17 protein-coding genes are annotated in these 19,483 nt (G+C 49.9%); 3 read left to right on the forward strand and 14 right to left on the reverse strand.

What is annotated here, in order from left to right:
* Positions 1-31 precede the first annotated feature (31 nt).
* From Q397_RS0114685 to Q397_RS0114710, 6 genes are all read right to left on the reverse strand, one after another.
* Positions 32-2,074, reverse strand: a complete 2,043-nt coding sequence (locus Q397_RS0114685; RefSeq protein ID WP_028880065.1) for a TRAP transporter permease — start codon at positions 2,072-2,074, stop codon at positions 32-34.
* Between the two features lie 68 nt (positions 2,075-2,142).
* The gene (locus Q397_RS0114690) at positions 2,143-3,147 is read right to left on the reverse strand and encodes a TAXI family TRAP transporter solute-binding subunit (protein ID WP_028880066.1); all 1,005 of its coding nucleotides are present in this window, start codon (positions 3,145-3,147) and stop codon (positions 2,143-2,145) included.
* 269 nt (positions 3,148-3,416) lie between these two features.
* Entirely contained in the window at positions 3,417-4,694 is a 1,278-nt protein-coding gene (locus Q397_RS0114695; RefSeq protein ID WP_028880067.1) for a TRAP transporter large permease, read from the reverse strand.
* A 116-nt stretch (positions 4,695-4,810) separates the two neighbouring features.
* Entirely contained in the window at positions 4,811-5,320 is a 510-nt protein-coding gene (locus Q397_RS22770) for a TRAP transporter small permease (RefSeq protein ID WP_051610085.1), read from the reverse strand.
* Positions 5,321-5,415: 95 nt separating this feature from the next.
* Positions 5,416-6,420: a TRAP transporter substrate-binding protein gene (locus Q397_RS0114705; RefSeq protein WP_028880068.1), complete on the reverse strand. Its 1,005-nt coding sequence runs from the start codon at positions 6,418-6,420 to the stop codon at positions 5,416-5,418.
* 25 nt (positions 6,421-6,445) lie between these two features.
* A complete protein-coding gene (locus Q397_RS0114710) occupies positions 6,446-7,318 on the reverse strand; it encodes a carbon-nitrogen hydrolase family protein (RefSeq protein WP_028880069.1) in 873 nt (290 codons plus the stop codon).
* A 172-nt stretch (positions 7,319-7,490) separates the two neighbouring features.
* Between Q397_RS0114710 and Q397_RS0114715 the strand changes: the two genes are divergently transcribed.
* Together Q397_RS0114715 and Q397_RS0114720 are read left to right on the forward strand one after the other, a co-directional pair.
* Positions 7,491-8,408, forward strand: a complete 918-nt coding sequence (locus tag Q397_RS0114715) for a LysR family transcriptional regulator (protein WP_028880070.1) — start codon at positions 7,491-7,493, stop codon at positions 8,406-8,408.
* Positions 8,409-8,488: 80 nt separating this feature from the next.
* Positions 8,489-9,685, forward strand: coding sequence for a PDDEXK-like family protein (locus tag Q397_RS0114720; protein ID WP_028880071.1), 1,197 nt, complete (start codon positions 8,489-8,491; stop codon positions 9,683-9,685).
* Here Q397_RS0114720 and Q397_RS0114725 read toward each other — a convergent pair.
* From Q397_RS0114725 to Q397_RS24335, 3 genes are read right to left on the reverse strand one after another with little or no spacing between them, the layout of a single operon-like run.
* Entirely contained in the window at positions 9,671-10,321 is a 651-nt protein-coding gene (locus Q397_RS0114725) for an HAD family hydrolase (protein WP_028880072.1), read from the reverse strand. The two genes, Q397_RS0114720 and Q397_RS0114725, sit on opposite strands and share 15 nt — an antisense overlap.
* Positions 10,322-10,376: 55 nt before the next feature.
* Positions 10,377-11,240 carry an NUDIX hydrolase gene (locus Q397_RS22775; protein WP_051610087.1) on the reverse strand — a complete coding sequence of 288 codons (864 nt, stop codon included), beginning with the start codon at positions 11,238-11,240 and terminating at the stop codon, positions 10,377-10,379.
* A 15-nt stretch (positions 11,241-11,255) separates the two neighbouring features.
* On the reverse strand, positions 11,256-13,304 hold the full coding sequence (locus Q397_RS24335) for a methyl-accepting chemotaxis protein (protein ID WP_051610089.1): 2,049 nt from the start codon (positions 13,302-13,304) through the stop codon (positions 11,256-11,258).
* 238 nt (positions 13,305-13,542) lie between these two features.
* Here Q397_RS24335 and Q397_RS0114740 point away from each other — a divergent pair, with 238 nt between their 5' ends.
* Entirely contained in the window at positions 13,543-13,779 is a 237-nt protein-coding gene (locus tag Q397_RS0114740; RefSeq protein ID WP_028880073.1) for a hypothetical protein, read from the forward strand.
* A gap of 142 nt (positions 13,780-13,921) precedes the next feature.
* Here Q397_RS0114740 and Q397_RS0114745 read toward each other — a convergent pair whose 3' ends face one another.
* The 5 genes from Q397_RS0114745 to Q397_RS0114765 all read right to left on the reverse strand — a co-directional run bounded on the left by Q397_RS0114745 (position 13,922) and on the right by Q397_RS0114765 (position 19,476).
* Positions 13,922-14,518 carry an NUDIX domain-containing protein gene (locus tag Q397_RS0114745; RefSeq protein ID WP_028880074.1) on the reverse strand — a complete coding sequence of 199 codons (597 nt, stop codon included), beginning with the start codon at positions 14,516-14,518 and terminating at the stop codon, positions 13,922-13,924.
* 94 nt (positions 14,519-14,612) lie between these two features.
* Positions 14,613-16,055 (reverse strand): phosphonoacetaldehyde dehydrogenase, encoded by a 1,443-nt coding sequence (gene phnY / locus Q397_RS0114750; RefSeq protein WP_028880075.1) that lies wholly within the window; start codon positions 16,053-16,055, stop codon positions 14,613-14,615.
* Between the two features lie 17 nt (positions 16,056-16,072).
* Positions 16,073-17,323: a phosphonoacetate hydrolase gene (phnA, locus tag Q397_RS0114755; RefSeq protein ID WP_028880076.1), complete on the reverse strand. Its 1,251-nt coding sequence runs from the start codon at positions 17,321-17,323 to the stop codon at positions 16,073-16,075.
* Positions 17,324-17,367: 44 nt separating this feature from the next.
* Positions 17,368-18,582, reverse strand: a complete 1,215-nt coding sequence (locus tag Q397_RS0114760) for a 2-aminoethylphosphonate--pyruvate transaminase (protein WP_038014160.1) — start codon at positions 18,580-18,582, stop codon at positions 17,368-17,370.
* A gap of 126 nt (positions 18,583-18,708) precedes the next feature.
* Positions 18,709-19,476 carry a pyridoxine 5'-phosphate synthase gene (locus tag Q397_RS0114765; RefSeq protein WP_028880078.1) on the reverse strand — a complete coding sequence of 256 codons (768 nt, stop codon included), beginning with the start codon at positions 19,474-19,476 and terminating at the stop codon, positions 18,709-18,711.
* Positions 19,477-19,483: the final 7 nt, after the last annotated feature.

Below are 19,483 nucleotides of genomic sequence, written 5' to 3' on the forward strand. Positions count from 1 at the left end.
GCTTTCATTTTTGCGGCAATTAACGCCTAGATCAGGCAACGGCCCGTTCTAATTTTCGCTTTCTGAGCTGACTTATAAAGACGGGAGATAACAATGCAAAACCAATCCCCATCGTGATCAAGCCCGGTGCGACGAACAACAAAGCGACAAGTCCGATATACCATCGCTCCCACGTGCTTAATGTCGCTATAAAGTAACCGGTAAAGGCCGAGCCAATGGCCCCAATGCCAATCAAAGCCCCGGTAAAGGTGATGGAAAACTCAAGCCACGTAAATCCGTCCGCCACCAACAACAAAGACGGTGAATAAACGAAGATAAACGGCACCAAAGCCTTTGCGATCCCAAGACGAAACGCCGTATTACCGGTCTGGAACGGATTTGACCCCGCAATCCCGGCCGCCGCATAGGCCGCCAGCGCAACAGGCGGTGTAATATCCGCAAGCACCCCGTAATAAAAGACGAAGAAATGCGACACAAGCGGCTGAACCTGCAACTGTGCCAAGGCCGGTGCGGCAACCGCCACAAGGATGATATAGGTCGCCGTTGTCGGAATACCCGCCCCCATAATAATACACGCAACCGCAATTAACACGAGGGAGAAGAACAACGCCCACTGGGTAACCGTAAAGTAGCTCAGCGGCCAGATCGTACCGACCAGATCACCCAGCTCTGTTGCCGTTTGCACAACCACAAACCCGAGACGGAAGCCCACGCCTGTCAAGGTCACAACGCCAACAACCACCCCCACAGTCGCCGCAGCAGCACCAACCGCCAGTGTGTTTTTAGCACCCAACACAAACGCGTCCCACAGATCAATCAGTTTCAGGCGATTAACCGGATTGAGGAAGCCGACAACGATACAGGCAATAATCCCATACACGGCTGCAAAATCAGGGGTGCGTCCGGTCAGGATCAGATAGACCAGAATCGCCAGCGGAATAACCGACAACCAATGCTGACGCAACACCACGGCGGCCTTGGGAAGTTCTTTCGCATCCAGACCTTTGAGGCCCAGCTTTTTAGCTTCCAAATGCACCATGATGAAGATGCCGATATAGTGTAACAGCGCCGGAAACAGGGCTGCTGCCAAAATATCGCGCAACGGAATTTCCAGATATTCCACCATGATAAAGGCAGCCGCGCCCAAGATCGGCGGCGTAATCTGCCCGCCTGTGGAGGACGTTGCTTCTACCGCCGCAGAAAAACGCGCCGGATATCCGACCTTTTTCATCGCCGGAATGGTCAAAGCCCCCGTTGTCACCGTGTTGGCAATGGAGGAACCGGAGATCGTGCCCATAAAAGCAGACGAGAAAATCGCAACCTTCGCCGGACCACCGGAATAGCGCCCCGCCAGAACCATGGCAAGGTCAATAAATAATTGCCCCAGCCCGATGCGGGTCGCCAAAACACCAAATAGAATAAACAAAAAGACATATTGCGCCATCACACCGATGGCGATGCCGTAGATCCCCTGATTGGTCATATAAAGATGGTTGATCAGACCCAACCAACTTGTGCCGCCGTGCTTCAACGCACCGGGCGCATAAGGGCCAAACAAAGCAAAGGCAATAAAGATAAGGGCGATAATCGGCAAAGTCGGCCCAACGGAGCGACGGGTCGCTTCCAACGTCAGCAACAACAAAGCCGAGCCCCACAAGATATCTACGGAAGACGGGTTCCCCACCCGTGAAGCAACCAGCTCGGATGGTAAAAGCGGCAAGTATAAGGCCGACCCCACAGCTGCAATTGCAAACAGAATATCAATGATCGGTATACCGTTAAACCGATACCACGCTGAGGGAACGACCTCGCTGTCGGAAACGGACTTGCGCCAGGAAAACAGGATGAACACCAGCCCCAGCGTAAAAGATAGATAGATGCCCCGATGGAGCAATTCGCGTATCGTGCCGAAACCGGACGCATAGATATGGTAAACACTCATGGCGACCAGCAACACACTGACGATAAGGGTCAGAATTTTGCCAGTATTGCGAAAGGCCATCTCGGGATCAAACTTACGTTCAATCTCTGCGAGTTCTTCTAACGTCAACTCGCGATTATTTTCGGGGGACATTTACTCTCTCCTGAATATAAAGAAGACCCGAGCTTGGGTAAACTCGGGTCTTAATAGGCATCTTCAACTTATTTCAGAAGACCAGCTTCTTTATAGAAACGCTCAGCGCCCGGGTGAAGCGGTACACCCACACCGTTCAAAGCTGTTTCGGCTGTGATGGCAACACCTTTGGCGTGACCAACATCCAACAACTTGCGGGACTTCTCGTTCCACAGAGCTTTGGTGATGTTGTAGATCAACTCGTCGTCTTCCTTGACGTTTGTGACCCACTGCGCACCAACAGCGACAGTAGACGTCGCCGGAATGTTTTCATACGTGCCTTCCGGGATGTTGCTGGCAGAGAAGAAGCCGTACTTGGAGGTCAGCGCATCTACGCCTTTGCCATCAATCGGAACCAGTTTGATCGGTGCCGCAGATGCCAGTTCCACCAAGGAACCTGCCGGATAACCAGCCACAACGAAATACGCATCAATTTTGCCGTTACGCAGGGCTTCTGCTGCCGCGTTGCCTTTAAGTTCTTCAGCTACAACGTCTTTAACGCTCAGGCCGTTTGCTTCCAGGATCAGGGATGCATCCACATAGGTGCCGGAACCCGGCTCATCCAAAGAAACGCGCTTGCCTTTAAGGTCAGCGACGCTGCTGATGTTGCTGTCAGCCAGCGCGATCAGGTGAATATGTTCTTCAAACAGGGCAGCGATGGTACGCAGGTCTTTGGCAGGTTCTTTACCTTCCATAGTGCCTGTACCTGTATAGGCCCAGTACGCCACGTCAGACTGCGTGAAACCGGAGTTACGCAGACCAGACATGATCGCGTTGATGTTATCAACAGACCCGCGGGAAGAAACAGCCGACGCAATCAAACCATCAACGCCACAGCTACCGCCTTCTTCACAAGGACGTGACCCTGGCGGTTTGGAAATTGCGTTGGCAATAACACCCCCAACCGGATAATAGGTATAGGCTGTGCCACCTGTCCCGATTGTGAAAAATTTCAGGTCCTGGGCGATTGCGCCGCCGTTCAGACCAATCAGCAAGGCTGTGCCGAGGGCGACAGCTTTCAGCTTCTTAAACATTCATCTCTCCTGTAATAATTTTGCCACTCTATGGTAGTGGTATAACCATTTGTGTGCAACGTCTTCTTACAAGATGAAGTTTATGTTTTTAAACGATTATTTTATTAGATGTCTAACGATCATTCTTACGTTTAATAAGTGTTTTTAGAACTTATTTAGATATTTATTAAAGTATTACACAATCTCAGATAATAATTTTTCAATACCAACAAAAATGCCTGCCTCCTTTTTCAAGAAGACAGGCATTGAGGCGCACTGGATTCCAGTGCTCAGGGATACATCATTTCCGGCAAGTACATACTGATTTGCGGAATGTACGTAATTGCGACCAAAGTCAGCAACATAATGATAATAAACGGCACACAGGACTTGAACACTTCCTGCAAGGACATTTTGGAAACCGACATGGCAACAAATAGGTTCAACCCCACCGGCGGTGTCAACATCCCAACGGAAAAGTTGACCAGCGTGATAACCCCAAAGTGAACCGGATCAATCCCGATGGTTTCTGCAATCGGCTGCAACAACGGGGAGAGAACGATAATGGCAGACGCGCTATCCAAAAAGAAGCCAGTGATCAACATGACAAAGTTAAACAGAGCCGCAATGATAAACGGTGAGTCAGAGAGCGACAGCACCCCTTGAGAGAAGGTTCCCGGTACACCGGAAAATGCCAACAGCCAAGAGAAAGACGCCGCACCCGCCGTGATCAACAACAACGCTGCAGATATCGCACCGGCTGTTTTGAAGATACTTTTCAGTTCTGCCAGACCGATTTGTTTATAAACAAATGCCCCGACAATCAGGCCATACACACAGGCCACCGCCGCAGATTCAGTCGGCGTAAACACACCGGAATAAATACCGCCCAACATCAAGACGGGCAAGCCTAGCCCCCATGCAGCCTGTTTAAACGCAACTGCTACAGTTTTAAGGGTGGGAAATTCTGAGCGCGGATAGCCTTTTTTGATGGCAAAGAACACACAAGCCGCAATCAAGCTGCCACCAATCAACAAAGCTGGCAAAATGCCACCGGCAAATAGTTTACCGACAGACGTTCCGGTGACGGAGCCATAAATAATCAAGGCAATGCTTGGCGGGACAATCGGGCCCAATGTGCCAGCCGTGGTGATCAGCCCAATGGAAAAACGCTTATCGTATCCCGCCGCACAAAGTGCAGGAAACATAATGCTGCCAATGGCAATCACAGTCGCCGGACTGGAGCCGGAGATGGAACCGAAAAACAGACAGGACAGAACGGTCGCTGCCGCCAGCCCCCCCGGCATCCAGCCAACCAGCGCTTTGGCAAGGTTGATCAAACGTTCAGACAATCCGCCGATGCGCATCAGCTCTGACGCCAGAATAAAGAACGGGATCGCCATCAGGGAAAAGTTGTTCATCCCGGCGAACATACGCATGGGAACAATCACGGGATCAAACGAACTTGCACCCCCGACGGCCCCGACAACGGACAGCGCCAAAGAGGCAAAAATCGGCAGACCGACCAGCAGTAAAACCGCAAATAAGACAAGAAGGAGAGGTATCATTGGTAATCTTTCAGGCTCAAAACGAGCCTCCCTTTCAATGATGATCTTTGCGTTGGCACAAAGGCCACGAAACCACGAAGACCAAAAAGAAGTTTCTATTCAGCAGCCGCCAAAGCTCACATCATGTTCAGGTTTTCTTCGGCTTCATCCTGACGCTCCCCCCGCATCAAGCGTACCAACTCGATGAGGTAGCGGAAGGTCGCACAGGCGCCCGCAACCGGGATCACAAGATAAATGCTGGCGATGGGCAGGCGCAGGGCCGGTGACAGTTGACCGCGATTGAACGTTGTCGTCACCAGATCAGTGCCAAGCACCAAGAGGGTCACGCTAAACACGATACCGATCACCAATTGCAGACCGTAGACCTGTCGCTCCAGCCTGTCTGGCAGGAAGGCGCGCAAAACTTCAACGGCGATATGACTGTGGTGTTTAATGCCGTAGCTGATACCAATAAAACTCATACAGATGATGGAATAGAGCACCACCTCTTCCGCCCAGAATAACGGCGCGTTAAAGACGTAGCGTAAAACCACCTGAGTAAAAGTCAATGTAATCGCAATCGCCATAAACAGGATCATGACAAAGTCTTCGAAACTGTCCAAAGCATGCTCAATTTTCTTGATCATTTTTTCTCCCTCTGATCACATGGATCGCACCGCATAGAAACAGGAAAAGGCCCCCCGTTCATGGACAGGAGCCCTTTTCCCCGTTTCAGCAGGTGTTATTGTGCAGGGCCTGCGCCAGTCACGTCATAGATGGACTGGATCAGTTCCGGCGTTACGGTGTCTTCAAATGCTTTGTGAACACGGTAGCTTGCTTTGATAAACGCAGCTTGTTCGTCAGCAGACAATTCTTTAACTTCTGTTTCTTCTTTGATTTTAGCAATCATGTCAGTTTCAAACTTAACTGTCAGTTCACGGGCGTGATCACGCGCATTGTTGAATGCAGTTGTCATAACCGCTTTCAAGTCGTCCGGCAGGTCAGCCCAAGCGTCTTTGTTCACAACAGCCGCATAACCGTGGTAAGCGTGACCGGACAAAGTCATGTATTTTTGCACTTCATAGAATTTCATCGCAACGATGTTGGCGATCGGGTTTTCCTGACCTTCAACAACGCCGGACTGCAGGCCGTTATAAACTTCCGCAAAAGCCATTGCAGTCGGGCTTGCGCCCCACTCATTGTACTGTGTCAGGATAACCGGTGCCTGCATAGTACGCATTTTGATACCTTTTAGGTCTTCGGCTTTTTCAATCGGGCGCACGTTGTTGGTGATGTGACGGAAACCCGCCCCCCAGAAGTTAACGCCGTGCATGCCGTGCTTATCCAATGTGTCGAGGATAGTACGACCGACCTGACCGTCCAAAACCTTTGCCATCATTTCGTTACCCGGCAGGATAAACGGCAAATCAAGAACTTGCAGCTTCTGTTCAAAGTTACCCAACGTCGCGGTCGGCGGGATCGCGATTTGTACAAGGTTCTGTTGCAACTGTTCTACGATCTCAACGTCACCACCCAGCTGACCCGCAGGCAGAACATTGATCTGGATGCGGCCTTCAGATTTTTCTTCAACTTCTTTTTTGAAGCTCAGGGCCGCTTGACCGTTTGGCGTGCTTTCCATCAAAACATGAGCGAATGTAAAAGTATAATCCGCCGCTTGGGCTGGCAAAATACCAGCAACTGTCATCGCACAGGCGGCTGCAAAGCCGCGCAAGAAAGTCTTTTTCATAAGTAAAGTCTCCAGTTATTTAGTCTTAATTGGGTTCAAACATGCCCTTGGGCTGCAATTCAGAGAAGAAGTGGTAGTTGCTGCGCGCTTCACTCAAGGCGTCCTTTTTCAAGGTCGCACGCAAGATAACTTCTTCAGAATGATCACATTCAGCCAACACCCCTTCTGCGGGAGATGCGATTTGGCTCAGGCCCATACGTTCCCAAACGCCGGTTCCGACGCCAAAGTCCATGGTGCCGCTGCCGTTGGCAGAAACAACAAACGCCTGGTTCTGTACCGCTGTGACCAACGGCAAAGCTTTCCAAAGCTGACGTTTTGTCAACGGATCACCCGTCCCGCCTTTCGACCCACCAACCCAGAAGGAGGAGGAGAAGACGATGACATCAGCCGCATTGCGGAAGTGATGACGGGCAATTTCCGGGAACAGAACATCATAGCAAATGATGATACCGATCTTACCGAGCGCACACTCAAACGTCTCCAGCTTGGGACCCGTTGTGTAATACAGCTTTTCAATGCCGGGGAAGTTCTGCTTGCGTGAGACACCCGCAACCCCTTCCGGGCCGATCAAGGCGCAGCTGTTATAAATAACACCCGGCACCGAAGATTTTTCGTTAAAGCCAACGACAACATATTGGTTATGGGTTTTCGCCGCTTCAATAAGCTGTTGAATTTCGTCACCATCAACGCTGATAGAGGCTTCTTCCATCAGATGGCGGTACCCACCTTGACCATGTGTGAAAAAGTTTGTGATGCTTGTTTCAGGGAAGACAACAAGATCAGCCCCTTTTTTTGCTTCCTCAGCCATCGTGGTGAGGATGAACTCCATGTTTTTGTCCATGGAGTCATTCAAAAACGGGCAAAACTGTACAGCACTTACCTGTATATCTTTTTGCATGTATCTGCTCCTTGTTATATGGGCAGAAAGATAAGTTACAGGTTTATGAAAATAAACTATCAAAATTCTTATACGTATTGTAAATATTCTTACATTAGCGACACAAAATTAGTAGAATCAAAGCAATAGGTTTCAAACGATACCGCTTTTTTTCTAGAAGATTGAGGACAAAATGAGCTTTGAAAACGCCAATTGGAACGACCTGAAATATTTTTTGGCATTGGCCCGCTACAAGCGCTATTCCAAAGCCGCCGCCCATCTGCGCACAACCCATGTCACCGTTGCAAATACCATCAAACGGCTGGAAGATACATTGCAATCTCGGCTTTTTCAGCAAACCAACGAGGGGTTCAAGCTCACTTCAGAAGGCGCAACCCTCCTTCCGGTTGCCGAGGCTTGCGAAAGACATCTTCTGACACCCGGCATGAACGCAGAAGCCAACCAAATAAAAGCCCCCTGCGTGCGCATTGGCGTGACAGAAGGAATCGGCAACAGCTATGTTGCGGAACGGGTGGCCTCCTGGCTGCTCAACACCCCCTTGGATATGGAACTGGTGACCCTGCCCAAGCAACTGCGCATCAGCCAGCGTGATGCAGACATCTGTATTACAGTGGATCGACCGGACGGGCGCAACATGACCAGCCAGCTTTTGACCCCTTACAAGCTGGGGATTTTCACCTCGGAAGATTATATCGCGCGCCACCCGCAAATCACGTCGACCCAGGATTTAAAAAACCACGGCTGGGTCGGCTATGTGGACGACCATATTTTCTCCAGCACGTTGGAATATCACAAGGAAATTTCCCAAGACCTGCGCTACACCTTCCGCAGCACCTCCATGGTCAGCCAGATGGAAGCCGCCATGTCCGGCGTCGGCCTTGCGATCCTGCCCATCTATATGGTCAAAGATAAACGCGTCAAAATGCCCCCGGGCCGCCGCCTTGTGCGCGTCCTGCCAGACCTTACCTTTAACCGGAAATACTGGATCTCCGCCTCCAACGATATGGACCGCTTCCCCTACATCCACGCCCTCTGGCACGGCCTCTTAAAAATGGTCGAAACGGATTATGAACTGTTTATGGGGGAATAAATTTTACAGAACTCGAAAAACATCTTAGAAGTGCAATAGTTGGCTACACGAAAACAAATGAAACATTAAAGATTGCACGCATGACAAAAGAAGCTATTCAAAAATTAGAAGACTTTATACTTCAAAACGATGACTTGGAACAACTAGAGAGCATGGTCAAAGGGTTTAACCTTTTTGAAGCCATTGCCATGGGGCGCCAAGAATTAAAACATTCTGCGACACTCTCTTTTTTATTAGACCCTTCAAAAGATCATGGTCTGGATACGTACTTTCTTAAAAGGTGTTTCATGCGTGTCGCACAGGATATGAGTAACTTCAGCCCAATCGACATTGATTGCATGGATCTTTCAGACGTTAAAATTAAGCGAGAATGGCAGAATATTGACATTCTAATTGAAAGCAAACAAGCAGACCTTGTCATTGCCATTGAAAACAAAATCGACTCAACAGAACACAGCAATCAACTTCAAAAATATAAAACAATAGTTGAGAATAACTTCCCTCACATTGAAAACAAATTTTTTATCTATCTAACCAAGGATGGCGTTAGTCCTCAAAAAGAAACAGATCAAGAAGTTTGGACAGCATTTTCTCACACTATCGTCATTGAAGAGTTAGAACGCAGTCTATCTATGAAAACACGCTCACTGAGCGATGAACAAAAAATGCTCATTAACCATTACATAGAATTTATGAAGAGGCATATCTTGGGAAACAGTGAAATCGCGACCTTGGCGCAAAAGATTTATGAAAATCATAAAGAAGCACTAGATATTATCTTTGAACATAAACCAGATGAACGTGCCGAAAATATTCAATATATAAAAAATAAACTTGAAGAAAGAGATGACGTAAGAATGGATAAATCTAGCGGCAGTATTATCCGTTTTTATTCCCCGTCTTGGAATTTCGGCAAAGTTACCAGAAAAGGATGGTGTACTGGAACTAGAGGCATTTTATTTGAAATAGGGATTCCTACTTCCAAGAAAACGACAAAGGTTGAACTCGTCATCGGAAGCCGAGTTCAACCCAACCACAAAGATTGTCTATTTAAAACCGTAGAAAAACGCACTGAAATGCGTTCAGGCAAAAAGAATGCCAAATGGCCTAGAGCATGGTCTTCTCCAACAAACCTTCGCCTAACGAGCCATGAAGAAACCTTGGAAGACATCAATACATTCTTCGATACCCACTATCCAAAACTATGCGAAGCAGTCAAAGAAGCATTGAATACAATTAACGCAAACGTAGATGAAACCACTTCAAGCCCAGTTTAAAACAGGCCAGTTGGCGGCGTTTGCCTGTGTTTTCAACCGATCATCCGGGTTGACCACATGGGGGTGGGCGACGGCGAGCAAGAGGGCGAGGTCATTGTAGGAGTCGGAAAAGAAATGTGCGGTCGCAAGGTCTTCGGGGCGATCCGTCAGCCAGTCTTTCAAGCGCACAACCTTGCCTTCCTGAAACGTCAACGTGCCTTCGGTGCGACCTGTCAGTAGACCCGTTTCATCCACTTCTACATTAATGCCCAAAACATGGCTGACCCCAAACAGAGCCGCGATGGGGCGCACAATAAATTCGGGGGAGGCCGAGACCACAACAACCGTATCCCCGGCCTCTTGGAACTGCTGAATTTGTGCCAAGCCGTCCTGATACATATGCGGGCGAATTTTCTGCTCTGCGAACAATTGTGCATGTTCCTCAATCAGGCTTGCCGATTTGCCCATCAAGGGGCGCAGCATAAACAGCATATAGTCTTTCATGTCCAGCTGGCCCGCGTGATATTGCTCCATCAAATAGGCTTCTGTATCCAACAGCGCGGCACTCGCCCAGCCGATTTCCACCATGTAGCGCGTCCATTCTGTTGCGCAATCCACACCGATCAAGGTTTCGTCCAAATCAAATGCACATAACATTTTTTATGCCTCCCAAGGGCTTTGTTTCTTTTGTTATCCCGTGAACCTCGCAAGATTAAGCGGGGGTCACCAAGCTCTCTTTTATCCAATCAAAATTCTTTATCTTTTCGCGGTTCAAGACCCCATGACGCAACAGAAAATCCAGCATGACCAACGCGCTATTTTCTTTCACCTCACAGGTTTCACACAATAGGGTGCACAGGTCTGTCATTCCTATCAACTGAAAGTCATCCACTTCCCCGTCAACATTTCGAGGTATGAAATCCACCGGCAATTCCAGATCATAACAATAAAGCACATCGGGCTTTAGGTTTGCCCCCACCTGCATGTTATAGGCCACGACCCCCACCTGTTTCACCCGTCCGGCAAGACCTGCTGGGACCCCGGCTTCTTCCGCACATTCCTTGATCATATTTTCACGCAAGGACAATCCAACAGGTTGCCCGCCTGCCACCATATTGTCCCACATGCCCGGTGAGGTCGCCTTGGTCATGGACCGTTTGGCGATCCACATCTTCAGTCCCTCATTGGTGCGCACAAAACCGTTCATATGCACGCCAAAGGCCCGTATGCCAAAATACGGCGTCATGGCGCGTTCAATGTCAAACAGGCTCTCATCTTCCCACTTGCGTTTTACGGGATACAGCTCGTTGCGCCACGGCCCCAGCAGGCCATCTTCGCGCAGTTTCAAGCCAACTTTGACCATCAGGGCTGTCCGATCCGCCGGTGTGGTCAGATCCTCAACAAATCGCAAAGTACGGGCCTGATCATCTATCACAAACCCGTTCTCAAAACCGCGCAGGGCCATAATATGACTGTCATGCACCCAGCCGATCCGTTGATCGTCGCCCTGCAAAAAGTCATAGAACCCATAGCCAGAAAAGTTATTGCAGCGCTTAAGGAGATTTAGATAACACAACAGACATCACCTTCGCTAAGCACTACGCACTTCTTGCAAGAACTTTTGCACTTCTTCATCCAATTCATCAAACTGGGAAATGAGTTCTTGCGAGGAACTTGAAACTTTCTCCGACGTATTGCCCGACTGTTCGGCGGACAGTTTTACTTCAGAAATGGTATTTGCCACATCCTGAACCCCCGTACTGGCGAACTGGACATTTGCATTGATCTCGCTTGTTGCCGAGGATTGTTGTTCAACTGCCGTTGCAATCGCGGACGAAATCTCGTTAATGTTACGGATGGTGCGACTGATCTCCCCGACACTCTCCCTCACATTTTGGGAAATCAACTGGATTTCGCCAACTTGTTCGGCAATATCGCCTGTGGCTTTGGTCGTCAAATTGGCAAGATTTTTCACCTCAGACGCAACCACCGCAAAACCTTTGCCGGACTCGCCAGCGCGCGCGGCTTCAATTGTCGCATTCAGCGCCAGCATGTTGGTTTGTTCTGCGATATCCTGGATAAGCTGGACCACTTGGCCGATTTTATCAGCCGCTTGCGCCATGCTTTTAATGGTCTCGGTTGAATGTTCAGACTGCTTTACCGCATCGGAACTGACATTCAACGCATCCCCCACCTGACGGCTGATCTCTGCAATGGAACAGGATAGCTCTTCAGTTGCCCCCGCCACACTTTGCACATTCTGCAAAGCTTGGTCCATGGTGTGCGCCATCTCACCGGACTGTGCAATGGTCTGATCCGAATTTGCCCCCAACACATGGGAATGATCCTGCAACGTCTTTGCCGAGCCGGACACCATTTCAAGCACAGATGATACGGAGCTGTTGAAGTGATCTGCCAATCGCTCCAACGTCTGGCGTTTTTCCTGTTCCGCCACTTCCTTTGCGGTTTCCTGTTCTTCCTTCAAGCGGATATTATCAAAGGCATTTTTGCGGAAAGTTTCCAATGCGTGGGCCATTCCGCCCAACTCATCACGGCGATCCTTGCCCGGTATATCAACGTCCAACTGATTGTTGGAGACCGCCTGCATGGCATCTGTCAGGGCCGCAACCGGACGGGCGGACACTTGACCGATCCACAGACCGCAGGCCACAGTCACAACGGCTGCAGCTAAGACAATAATAAACATCCATTGGTTTGTGGCCTGCACCTGTTCATAGACTTCTGCCCCTTGTGCGATGACACCGACTTTCCAGCCAAATCCGGGATAGTTGAACGCCCCTTGGCTGGGATAAAGGGAGAGAACCAGATCGTTATTGTGCACAATGGCCGCAGACTGTGTATCTTTAGCTTGTTGCATCCAGTCAAACGGTGCAACCACGCTGCTGGTGGCGATCAGACTGCCCGTATTATCGCGGACCTCAATCACCGCACTGGCAATGTTTTTGTCCATCAAGGCCTGTTCTACACGTGCAAAGATCGGCTGAACCATATCGGTGGAGGCATAAGCCAGTACCGCCCCTGCCGTGCCGCCAAACTCGTTGCGCACCGGCACCGCAAAGCGCATGGCCTTTTGCGGCTTACCAAATAAGGCTGCCAGTTCTGTACGTTCACTTAGCCCCGAAACCGTGCTGCCCAGTTTGTCCAGCACCGCGTCTTCCGGTGCGGGGGACACCAGCTTTTGAAACCAGTCCAACTCCCCGAAAGACACATTATCAAGGAAGTTATTAAAATCCAGCTCCCCGCCTTCACTGCTCACTTGGGATGCAATCATCACCTGCCCGTTCGCGTCGGCAAACGCTACCGCTTCCAACCCTTTGATGTTGCCAACCAAGCGGTTCATTTTAATCACCACTTCATTTTCCGGGCTGCGATCGTACCAGACCGCACTATCCAGCAACAGGGGGGAGGCTGCGAGCAACTTGACTTCCCCGATCAGACTGTTGATCGCCATATCCGTATTCACCGCGACTTGCAAGGCGGCATTTTCAATCGGGCCGTTAAGCGCGTCATTAAAACGGTCCTTAAAAAAGGTAAAAGTCGCAAAGACCCCCAAGGCCGGTAGCAACCCGAAAATCATAAGCAAGCAAACGATTTTGCCACGAATTTTAAATGACGGCATTAACAGGTCTCCTACAGCGGGGGTATATTTTTTTGAGAATTAGAATGAGACTATATCAACGGCCTTCACATAGATTAAATCGATTTTTTAGATATTATGTATAGATATTGTTTATACATAAATAGACCGCATTTTAAATAAATCAAACTTATACAAAGTAACAATATTAACGATTTTACAGATATAAAAAACCGCCCTAAAGTATCCCCATCGATAACGCAATCAAGGTGGGTGTCTGATGGAACATTATCATTTCGAAGGGCCGAACAAGATTTTTAAAGTACATATCTACAACACGGATGTACGCGCAAAAATCAAAGAAAATCATGAACATGAGTTCTTTTCTGAACAATGGGCCGATGGTCAATTCATCCTTATTCAGGCAATAGACCGTGACGAAATGAAGGAAATTATTTCCAACAGATATCCGCCAAATGACGGATTTGTCATCCAAAGCGCGATCGAGATAAACTAACCCTAACGCTGTTACTTGAGAAGGGCACCGATTGCTTCAGCTCCCTAGAACTCTCTGCTGAAAGAAATCTCCCCTACATACACTGGTGCCCTTCTCCTTTTTTGACTTATTTGCGTCATCGCTTTGCCATCGAAGCGTCTTTTTAGCGGTTTAAATACGCCCTAAATTTATAGAGCAGCAACAAGGCTCCCGCTTTATCAATCCGCCCCCCGCTTAAAAGTGTCTCCAAGGCCGATTGTTCAAAATACTGCAGGCGAATATCTTCGCCTTCTTCTGCTATGCCAAATGTGCCCTCCCCCATCGGTGCCTCTACAAGCGCGATGTAAAAATATAATCGCTCATCACACATGCCCGGATTTGTCAGCACACTTCCCAGATCAATCATCTCGCGCGCGATTAATCCGCTTTCTTCATGCAACTCCCGCCTGGCCGCCTGCTCCGGACTTTCACCGTCATCGATGCAGCCCGATACCGCCTCAATCACGCGACCTGTTGCGAGCCGTCCGTTGCGTTCTGCTTCCAAAACAGCCGCGATGCGCAGTTGTTCAATCAGAATAAAACACTGTTGGGCAGGATCATACGGCAACACACAGACCACATCACCGCGCTGCACGGTTTCGCGCACGATCTCGTGTGACCACGTGCCATCAAATTTTTGAAAACGATAGCTTGTCTGCAAGAGGGGGTAATAGCCGCTTTGAAGCTGTGTGCGTTTGGTGATTTTTACGATATCCGACATGTTTCACTTTCCATCTTATAAACGCGAAAAGAAGCCCCCTCGATTTATCGAAGAGACTTCTTTTAAGGCAAGGGTCAGTTTTTCCTGTCCCTTTTTATTCCCATGGCAAGGAATAAGTCTTGAGGTTGGTAAAGCTCTTCATGGCTTCCAGCACCCCTTCTTTATAGCCAAGGCCGGAGTCCTTGATCCCGCCAAAGGGCGACATTTCGATCCGATAGCCCGGCACTTCCCAGATATTCACCGTGCCGACATTCAGTTCACGGATAAAACGCTGGATCGTTGGCCAATGATCGGTACAGACACCTGAAGACAGACCGAAAGCAGTGGAGTTAGACACCTCGATAATTTCATCCACCGATTTGCAGCGGATGATCGGGGCGACCGGGCCAAACGTTTCTTCACGCACCAACTCACAATCAAACGGCACATGATCCACCACGGTCGGGGAATAAAGCGCGCCATTGCGTTCGTTGCCATACAGCAACTTCGCGCCTTTTGCGACCGCATCATTAACCCGGTCTTGGAACAGGATCGCTGATTGCTCATTGATCACAGTGCCCATGTCATTGTCCGGGTCCATGGGGTTACCGTAGCGCAGTTTTTTGGTTTTTTCGACCACAAGGGCAGAAAAAGCGTCTGCAATTTCATCCAGCACAATGATACGCTTGACCGCTGTGCAACGCTGACCGGAGTTTTTAAACGATCCGGCAACCGCCAAATCCGCTGCCTTTTCAAGGTCCGCATCAGCCAGGACGATCAACGGATCGTTGCCGCCCAGTTCCAGAATTTTGCGTTTATAGCCTGCTTTCTCCGCAATATATTTGCCGATCGGCACGCCGCCGGTAAAGGTCACCAAGTCCACATCTTCGTTCACCAGCATCTCATCCGCGATATCTTGCGGGGCGCCGGTGACAACCTGAAACATCTCAGGCGGCAATCCCGCTTCATAGAGAATATCTGCAAGCTTCAGGGCCGTCAGCGGTGTTTTTTCCGTTGGCTTTAAGACCATGCAGTTGTTGGTCGCAATGGACGGGGCGACCTTATGGGCCACTTGGTTGAGCGGGTGGTTAAAAGGCGTGATCGCACTGATTGCACGCAAGGGTTCGCGCACCGTAAAGATTTTGCGTTTTTTACCGTGTGGGGTGATATCGCACGAGAAAATCTCCCCATCGTCCTGCGTACAAATGCGCGCCGACAGGCTAAACACATCATAGGCACGACCTACTTCGTAGAGGGAATCTTTCTTACACAATCCGGCTTCCGCCGTAATGATGTCGGAAATTTCATCCTTACGCGCCACCAAGATATCTGCTGTTTTTTGCAAGATCTCATAGCGTTCGTGGCGGGTCAGTTTGGATTGATAGTTTGCGGCCACCTTAAAGGCACGGCGCACATCTTCCACCTGCCCCTTGGGGATGGTGCCGACCAAGGCACCGGAATAAGGGCTGACCACATCAATACGATCTTCTGTGACCACTTTCTCCCCCGCGATGCGCATGGCTTCATGGCGGACCGGAAAATTATCTATCTGGTTCATGTCATATCCTTTACGGCTTAGCTGGTTTGCGCATAGTTGAGAGCAAGATCAAATGCATCGAAGTTGCGAAGGTTACGATCACCTTCCAAGTTTGGTGTCGCGCGATTAAGCAGCAACGGCACGCGCTGTTCAGACACCCCCCCGTGGGAACGTAGTGGCTCTTTTAACGCAGACAGGTCGTGGCGATCCGCACTGGTGCCCAGCACCTTATCGGCTGTGGAGACAAGGATCACGTCACCTGTGCGATCTTCCGGCAGCTCAAACTTCTCGCAGCCTTCTGCGCGCGACAGGGCATGCATGATACCGTCCATTTTCGCAAGTTTAGCGATGGTTTCCGCGCGGACTTCTTCCGGGATATAGGCAGTTGCGAAAGATCCCAGCGCACCGTGGTGCACCACATAAGGGTCGGTAATCGGCAGGATCACACGAGCAACATCTTTGCCCAACCATTCGTCCATCACATCTTGCAGGAAGATCACATCCGGTTCCCCCGCATCATCATGCTTTGGCTTCATGCCGTGGTCCGCGGTCAGGGCAATGACGGCCCCGCGCTCATCCAGTTGCGCCAGATATTTGTCCAGCATGGCATAAAACTCGTTGGCAACAGGTGTGCCCGGTGCATGTTTGTGCTGGATGTAATCGGTCGTAGACAAATACATCAGATCGGGCTGAAATTCGTCCATCAACTTGACACCGCAAGCAAAGATAAACTCGCTCAACTCCGCAGAATAGACAGAGGGCACGTCACGACCAATCCAGCTAGATGCATCTTCAATACCGTTTTCCGCCAACGTTGTTTCGTTTGATTTTTCAGAGGAAAAGCAAATCGCGCGGCCTTCTTCAAACGTCAGGCCGTGGCCCAACAGGCGGCGCAGTTTGTCTTTTGCTGTCACAACCGCGATCTTCGCCCCTTCCTCAAAAAACTTTTTAAAGATGGTCGGGGCACGCAGGAATTTAGGGTCATTCATCATGACTTCCGCATCCTGATCCTGATCGTAAAAATAGTTACCGCAAATCCCATGGACGCGGGGCGGTTGGCCCGTCACGATGGACAGGTTGTTCGGGTTTGTAAAACTGGGCACCACGCAATCGGCGCGGGCATCGGTGCCATTTTTCAGGGCTTTTGCAAGATAAGGCATGATGCCATCACTGATGGCTTGCTCAATATATGCTGGCTCACATCCATCCACGCAGACAACCACAACCGATTGTTTCGGCCAGGCGTAGACACGATCATTTACCACAACAGTTTTTGAGTCGATTGACATGAAATCATCCTTTGTCATTTATAGAATACGTAAGGTAGCTTGTTTTATTCAGCAGCCAGCTGATTTTGCAGTTTGCGTTGTTCCAGCGCCGCTGGCGGCGGAGAACAGTCGCTCACGCCCATTTTTTCGCACGCGCCCTTAATCGCGCTCAGCACGCCGCGCATATTGTCCGCATCCAGTTGCCCGATACATCCCACGCGGAAGCTATCAACCACGGTCAACTTGCCGGGATAAATGATGTAGCCACGCTCTTTGATCTCGTCATAAAAAGTCTGGAAATCAAAGTTCGTATCTGCCGGGCAGAAAAACGTCGTAATGATGGGCGACAACCAGCGATCTTCCAGCAGGGTTTCAAACCCCAGCTCGCGCATCCCTGAAATCAGGACTTGGCGGTTATTGTCATAGCGCGCAAATCGTCCCGGCACACCGCCTGCTTCTTCGTGTTGCAACAAGGCTTCAAGGAAGGCGACAACCGTATGCGTTGGTGGCGTAAAGCGCCATTGTCCGGTCTTTTTCATCGCGGCCCATTGGTCATGCACATCCAGACATAAAGAATGGCTGTTGCCTTTCGCGGCTTCCAAAGCCGACTTTTTCGCAAGGATGAAGCCGAAGCCCGGTACCCCTTCGATACATTTGTTGGCCGACGACACCATACATTCAAACGGGATATCCTTGACCGACAGATGCACCGCACCAAAGGCACTCATAGAGTCGACGATTAGTTTGCGCCCTTTTGCCATCACCACGTCGGATATGGCTTGCAACGGGTTTAAAATGCCGGAGCTGGTTTCGCAATGGACGATCACCACATGGGTAATGTCTGCATCATTATCCAGAATTTGCGCCACTTCACTTGGCATCGCGGGCAGATAATCGCCCTTGTCCAGCTTAACGTAGCTGCGCCCCAAATAGTCCAGCGTCTTGACTGCGCGTTGACCATAAGCCCCGTTCATCAGGACCAAGGCCTTGCCATCGCGTGGGATAAAGCTTGCCAGCGCCGCTTCGACAGAAAAGCTGCCGCTGCCCTGCATGGGGACACAATCATATTCATCGCCCCCCTCGCACATATCGACAAGACGGCGACAAATGTCAGCCGTGACCGCCTTAAAGTCCCCATCCCATGAGCCCCAGTCGCGCAGCATGGCTTCTTTTGTGCGCATAGAGGTGGTCAATGGACCGGGTGTTAACAGAAAGGGTTCTTCCCCGATCGGTTTTAAATTAGCCAAAGGATTGGTAGTTGCTTGATTATTCTGAGTCATATCAAAAACCTCAGTTAGTGCGTTGTTGACTTCGGCTAGCGCCGTTTCCCTGTACGTATGAATATGACGTTTTCACACCATTACTCAAATCGTTAATTTATATGTATTCGATAACTAAAACTTATATTAAGCAGACTTGGCTGCCTGTATCATGCTACGGCGCATTTTTCCCTTGTAAGCCCTTACACAATTGACCATGCCCATAGACAGACAATCCGCAATCAGGGCATGCCCAATGGACACTTCATGCAGCCACGGGATATGGCTGGTCAGGAACTTAAGGTTCGATTTATTCAGGTCATGTCCTGCATTGACCTTTAGACCATAAGACCTCGCCAGCAAAGCCACCTGCACATAGCGATGAACCTCATCCTGCGCCCTGCCCTGCACGTAAGCTTGGGCAAAATCGCCTGTATGCAGTTCCACACAATCGACCCCGACCTCAGCGGCAGGCGAAAGCTGGCTGCTATCCGGATCCAAAAACAGGCTGACGCGACAGCCGTGGGCTTTTAGCCGTCCAATCACCTCTGTCAAAAAGGCGGCATTTTGCGCCACATTCCAGCCAAACTCCGATGTCTTGGCTTCTGGCGGGTCGGGCACCAAGGTCACTTGGTCAGGGGCAATCTTCAGCACATGTTCCAGAAACGCTTCGGACGGATAGCCTTCCACATTCAACTCCACAGAGCGTTTCTGACGATAGGTTTTGATCACCTCTGCCAACACAGGTAAATCATCAAAGCGCACATGGCGTTCATCCGGGCGGGGGTGAACGGTGATCCCGTCCGCCCCTGCCTCCAGCGCTTGGATGGCATAATCCGCCAGATCAATCACATCGTTTTCCCGCTGGTTGCGCAGCAAGGCGATTTTGTTAATGTTGATACTTAATGCAGTCATCCTGCCC

Source organism: Terasakiella pusilla DSM 6293 (genome assembly GCF_000688235.1).
Lineage (GTDB): Bacteria > Pseudomonadota > Alphaproteobacteria > Rhodospirillales > Terasakiellaceae > Terasakiella > Terasakiella pusilla.

What these genes read in the sequence shown, in the direction of transcription:
- Q397_RS22770 (WP_051610085.1), bottom strand. Translation starts at nt 5,320, where the DNA reads ATGATCAAGAAAATTGAGCATGCTTTGGACAGTTTCGAAGACTTTGTC.
- Q397_RS0114715 (WP_028880070.1), top strand. Translation starts at nt 7,491, where the DNA reads ATGAGCTTTGAAAACGCCAATTGGAACGACCTGAAATATTTTTTGGCA.
- Q397_RS0114710 (WP_028880069.1), bottom strand. Translation starts at nt 7,318, where the DNA reads ATGCAAAAAGATATACAGGTAAGTGCTGTACAGTTTTGCCCGTTTTTG.
- Q397_RS0114690 (WP_028880066.1), bottom strand. Translation starts at nt 3,147, where the DNA reads ATGTTTAAGAAGCTGAAAGCTGTCGCCCTCGGCACAGCCTTGCTGATT.
- Q397_RS0114745 (WP_028880074.1), bottom strand. Translation starts at nt 14,518, where the DNA reads ATGTCGGATATCGTAAAAATCACCAAACGCACACAGCTTCAAAGCGGC.
- Q397_RS0114705 (WP_028880068.1), bottom strand. Translation starts at nt 6,420, where the DNA reads ATGAAAAAGACTTTCTTGCGCGGCTTTGCAGCCGCCTGTGCGATGACA.
- Q397_RS0114695 (WP_028880067.1), bottom strand. Translation starts at nt 4,694, where the DNA reads ATGATACCTCTCCTTCTTGTCTTATTTGCGGTTTTACTGCTGGTCGGT.
- Q397_RS0114720 (WP_028880071.1), top strand. Translation starts at nt 8,489, where the DNA reads ATGACAAAAGAAGCTATTCAAAAATTAGAAGACTTTATACTTCAAAAC.
- Q397_RS24335 (WP_051610089.1), bottom strand. Translation starts at nt 13,304, where the DNA reads ATGCCGTCATTTAAAATTCGTGGCAAAATCGTTTGCTTGCTTATGATT.
- Q397_RS0114740 (WP_028880073.1), top strand. Translation starts at nt 13,543, where the DNA reads ATGGAACATTATCATTTCGAAGGGCCGAACAAGATTTTTAAAGTACAT.
- Q397_RS0114765 (WP_028880078.1), bottom strand. Translation starts at nt 19,476, where the DNA reads ATGACTGCATTAAGTATCAACATTAACAAAATCGCCTTGCTGCGCAAC.
- Q397_RS0114760 (WP_038014160.1), bottom strand. Translation starts at nt 18,582, where the DNA reads ATGACTCAGAATAATCAAGCAACTACCAATCCTTTGGCTAATTTAAAA.
- Q397_RS0114725 (WP_028880072.1), bottom strand. Translation starts at nt 10,321, where the DNA reads ATGTTATGTGCATTTGATTTGGACGAAACCTTGATCGGTGTGGATTGC.
- Q397_RS0114685 (WP_028880065.1), bottom strand. Translation starts at nt 2,074, where the DNA reads ATGTCCCCCGAAAATAATCGCGAGTTGACGTTAGAAGAACTCGCAGAG.
- phnY (WP_028880075.1), bottom strand. Translation starts at nt 16,055, where the DNA reads ATGAACCAGATAGATAATTTTCCGGTCCGCCATGAAGCCATGCGCATC.
- phnA (WP_028880076.1), bottom strand. Translation starts at nt 17,323, where the DNA reads ATGTCAATCGACTCAAAAACTGTTGTGGTAAATGATCGTGTCTACGCC.